We start from the raw sequence: 4,430 nt of genomic DNA on the forward strand, positions 1-4,430 counted from the left end.
GTTGATGGTAAACCGGGTGCGTCCCGCACAGCAAGTCGCTTTCCTGCACACCCACTTTTTTCTGCAAGTCAAGGATGGCTGCCAGATGTTCATCCGTGCCGGAATGCGAGGCGCACATCAACGCAATATCCCGCTCGGTCAGGTGAAAGGCCTCCGCGCCGCCGTTTTCCAGCAGCGGTAGAATTTGAAAGGGCTTGGAGGATGAGCGCAAAAAGGTTACGTAATGCGGGTCACCCAGAGCCGCCAGCAAGTTGCCGGAAGCATCCACCACCGCGGCACAACCGCTGTGAAGGGATTCGACGAGATTGCCGCGGGTTAATTCGACCAGTGGAACAAAGGCAGTATTGCTCATGAAGAAGACATCCTTGAGTTGAAAATTGGTTGGGGTTTATTCGTCCAGCTCTTCGCCCATCGCGCGGTAATGGCGGTTGTAGTATTGTTCCAACCCCCACTTCAACCGCTGATAGTACTGCGCTTTGCGTTCGGCGGGGAAATTCATACCGCTCAACAAATCGTTGATCCAGCTGTGCGTTTCGGAAGGCTCTCCCTTGCGCGCAGCCAGGTCATCCATGCGCGATTGAATGTTTTTGAGGAACTCGATCTGCTGGTGAACATGTTTATGGGTGATCAGCCCGCTGCGGCCGCTGACCAGCAGATGATTCTGGTACTGAGGCGTCAACAGAACTTGCAGCGTTTCGAGCCACTGGGGAATGTCCGCGCCGGCCAGAAACGGCGGCTGGTTGACCACCACCGCATCCCCCAGGAAGATCAGATTGCGGTTTTCAAGAATGACCCAAATGGCGCCCGCCGCCGGGCCGGGGTGGTATTCCAGCAGGAGCGGATGTTCATCCCAGTGAATTTTCATGCGCTGGGTGAAGGAAATTTCCGGCGGCGCCCAGCGGATGCTGCCCAGTCCATTATGGTATTCCCAATCCGCGCCGGTATCTGCCCCCTGGGCTTTGAAGGTCATCGGGCGGTTGCGGAAAACCTCCGCCATTTTTTCGTGGCCGACCACCGTGCACTCCATTGCCCGCGAGCCAATCGTGCGGTCGGCGTGGACATCCAGATTGATCAACAGACGTTCGACGCCGCCGCCCAAATTGAGCATGGCCGACCGCCACAGACGGATGTCATCCGGCCGGAAGGGGGCATCAATCATCACCTGACCGTGCGGGGTCACAATCAGCCCCAGCACAACACCCGGATACGAATTCTCAATATATACATGATCGAATATTTGCTGCATTGAAAACCTTTACTCCCAATCAGGTGGGGATGATTACCGGAGGGGCAGAATAAAGATAAAGTTACTGCCCTCGCCCAGCGCACTTTCAACCCAGATTTTACCACCATGCGCACGTACCGCTAACCGGCAAAATGCCAGACCAAGGCCCAGACCCTTGGGGTAACGCTCGCCCTGCAAGCGGTTGAATTTCTCAAAGATCAATTCCAGGGCATCCTGCGGAATACCGGGGCCGTTATCTCGCACCCAGAAGCGAATCATCTCCCCTTCGCGGCGGCTGCCCACCTCAATGGCGCCCTGCATGGGGGTGTATTTGATCGCATTTTCAATCAGGTTGATCAACACCCGCCGGATCATATCCACATCCACCGAAATGACCGGTAAATCATCCTCCAGCGCCACCGAAAGCTGCTGGCGTTTGCTTTCCGCAAGGGTGTGAGTGGCATCCACCGCCTCGGCAACCAGCGCATGCGGGGCTACCGGTCTTTTGTTGATAATCGGCTGACCGGCTTCCAAACGGTTGATATCCAGCAACGAACTGATCAGGCGCTGCAAGCGTTCGGCTGCCCGCACGGCAATATCAAAAACCGGCTGAATGGTTTGGGCAGCCTCTTGCGGCAGCAGCGTTTGCAGAATATCCAGACTGGAAATGATGTTCGCCAGCGGGGAGCGCAGGTCGTGATAGATCATTGCCGATAAATCATCCCGCAGGGTATCCAGCTGCTTGCGTTCGCTGATGTCGCGCAAAATCCATTGCAGCATCGGGCTTTCCCCAATCATCACCCGCCGAATGTACACCTCCACCGGCAGCGCCGAACTGCCCTGCCGTTGTAATTCGGTTTCGTAATGCACTGTCTGGCCTTCTTGCAGGGCTTGAAAGTATTGGCTCAACGGTGGGGTTTGCGGGCTTTGCAGCTGGTGCATGGAACATTCCAGCAATGTTTCCAGCGGACAGGCTGTAACCACTTGAGCTTGCCGGTTGGCCTCCAGTATACGCCCCTCCCAGTCGGTAATCAAAATCGGGTCAATGCTGTCTTCAAACAACTCATGGTAGCGGCGCTGGGCTTCCTGCACCGAACGATACAGATGAGCATTGCGCACCGCAATGCCCGCCAGATCGGCAATACCTTGCAGCAACGTCAGATGATCGCTGGTGAAAAATCCGGTCTGGGCATGCACCAGCGTCAGCACACCGGTTAACTGACCGCTGGAGAACAGGGGAACACAGACAGCCGACTTACTGCCCGTGCGTTCAGCCGCATCATCCGGGCGGCGCGTCCAGCGTTCATCCTCGCGTGTATCGGCAATCAGGGCCGGCTGGCGATGCTGAGCCACCCAGCCAGCCAGCCCGCGCTCCAAAATGGACTGCATCTCCTCCACCGTTGGATGAAACACCTGCCCATTGATCGCTAAGGCCGCCTCCACCGGTTGTCCCTTGTCGTTCAGCACGATCAAACTGCCCCGCTCCGCGCCGACATTGACCGTTGAAAGCAGCAAAACCCGCGCCAAAACCGTACGCAGGTCCAGACTGGCCGCCAGTTCCCGGCTGATATCGAGCAACAATGCCAGAGAAGAGCGTGTCACCGTATCCTGCTGTTTTGCCTGGCTCTCCATTGCTGCTGAGGTTCCTCCCTGAGAAAATCAATATGGACGATCTCGCAAAGTCAACCCGCGCGATTTAGAAACAGTATAGCATAATCAGGCATGGCTTTTACAGCGACATTTTTCCTCATCTTTGTAAAAAGTTTCTGGCAACATAAAAACGGGACGGGACTTCACTCAGGTATAATTGAATCAGGTTTACTCGGGAGGAGGCAGTCAACCAGTCCTTCCTGCAATGATTTATGGTTGTTTCAACAAATCCTTGCGATTTGCATGGAACAAAAAAAGAGGTATGATCATGTTTGGCTTGTTTAACCGTAAAGATGAAGAGGAACGCGCCCGCAGTGAAAAACGCCTGCCGCCCGGCCAGGCGCTTACCACCAAATTCCCGGTGCTGCATTACGGCCCGGTTCCCACCGTCAACCTGGAAACCTGGACGCTGCGCATTTGGGGGGAAGTTGAAAAGGAAGTTACCCTGAGTTGGGAAGAATTCAACCGCTTGCCGAAAACCCGCGTCCGCATGGATTTGCACTGCGTAACCCGCTGGAGCAAACTGGATACTGAATGGGAGGGCGTTTCGGTGCGGACGATGATTGAACTGGGCGTTTTCAAACCGCTGCCCGCCGCCCGTTATGTCATGCAGCACGCCGAATACGGCTTTACCGTCAACCTGCCGCTGGAGGTGGTGCTGGCCGATAACTTTTTACTTGCCACCCATTACAACGGAGAACCGATCAGCCCCGATCACGGCTATCCGTTGCGCGGCGTGGTCGGCTACATCCCCAACCGTCCTGACCTGAAAACCCCCTACCTGTGGAAAGGCGCCAAGTGGCTGCGCGGGTTGGAGTTCATGAAACACGACCGCCCCGGCTTTTGGGAGGAGGCCGGCTATCACAATGAAGCGGATATCTGGAAAGAACAGCGTTTTGGCTAAATCTTCTGATTGACGGGCGATATTGAATCAGGTATCCTTACAATAACGAGAGTTCGGGATAAGATCAAAACATGGCATGCAATGCCAATGACCCCCATCTGCACCTCCCCCAAAATCGCCCCTGCGATTTTGGGGGAGGCGGGAGGGGGCTGAAAGTCCCCAAGTTGTTGTTGAAACGATTTATCCCGAATTGACGTTACAATAACCATAAAAATTACGGGAGGTGAACATGGGCAGCACAAAAGATGTTCTGGCAGTCATTCTGGGCGGTGGACGGGGCGCGCGGCTTTACCCCCTCACCGCAGTGCGTTCCAAACCGGCCGTGCCGATTGCCGGTAAATACCGCCTGATTGATATTCCCATATCGAACTGCATCAATTCAGGCATTTACCGCATCGCCGTGCTGACCCAGTTCAACTCGGTATCGCTGCACCGTCACATCGCCAACACCTATGTCTTCGATACCTTCCACACCGGCTGGGTGCAGATTTGGGCTGCCGAACAGACCATCTCCAGCGCGGACTGGTATCAGGGCACAGCCGATGCAGTCCGCAAACAGTTATTTGAGATTCGCGCCGCCCGAGCGCCGTATGTGCTCATTCTGGCCGGCGATCACCTCTACCGCATGGATTACGCCGCCATGTTCGATTT

At 55.4% G+C, this 4,430-nt stretch carries 5 protein-coding genes; 2 read left to right on the forward strand and 3 right to left on the reverse strand.

Features of this window, described 5'->3' with window-relative positions:
- The 3 genes from VAE48_RS14645 to VAE48_RS14655 form a co-directional block, all read right to left on the reverse strand.
- A partial coding sequence (locus VAE48_RS14645; protein WP_322794072.1) for an asparaginase occupies nt 1-352 on the reverse strand: 352 nt, incomplete at its 3' end.
- A gap of 36 nt (nt 353-388) precedes the next feature.
- On the reverse strand, nt 389-1,246 hold the full coding sequence (locus VAE48_RS14650; RefSeq protein WP_322794073.1) for an MBL fold metallo-hydrolase: 858 nt from the start codon (nt 1,244-1,246) through the stop codon (nt 389-391).
- 33 nt (nt 1,247-1,279) lie between these two features.
- Nucleotides 1,280-2,857, reverse strand: coding sequence for a sensor histidine kinase (locus VAE48_RS14655; protein ID WP_322794074.1), 1,578 nt, complete (start codon nt 2,855-2,857; stop codon nt 1,280-1,282).
- A 286-nt stretch (nt 2,858-3,143) separates the two neighbouring features.
- On the opposite strand from VAE48_RS14655, the gene VAE48_RS14660 reads away from it, so the two are divergent.
- Nucleotides 3,144-3,779 carry a sulfite oxidase-like oxidoreductase gene (locus tag VAE48_RS14660; protein ID WP_322794075.1) on the forward strand — a complete coding sequence of 212 codons (636 nt, stop codon included), beginning with the start codon at nt 3,144-3,146 and terminating at the stop codon, nt 3,777-3,779.
- 229 nt (nt 3,780-4,008) lie between these two features.
- The coding region (locus VAE48_RS14665; RefSeq protein WP_322794076.1) for a sugar phosphate nucleotidyltransferase at nt 4,009-4,430 on the forward strand (422 nt) is incomplete at its 3' end.

This window comes from Bellilinea sp., from assembly GCF_034432615.1.
Taxonomy (GTDB): Bacteria; Chloroflexota; Anaerolineae; order Anaerolineales; family Anaerolineaceae; genus Bellilinea.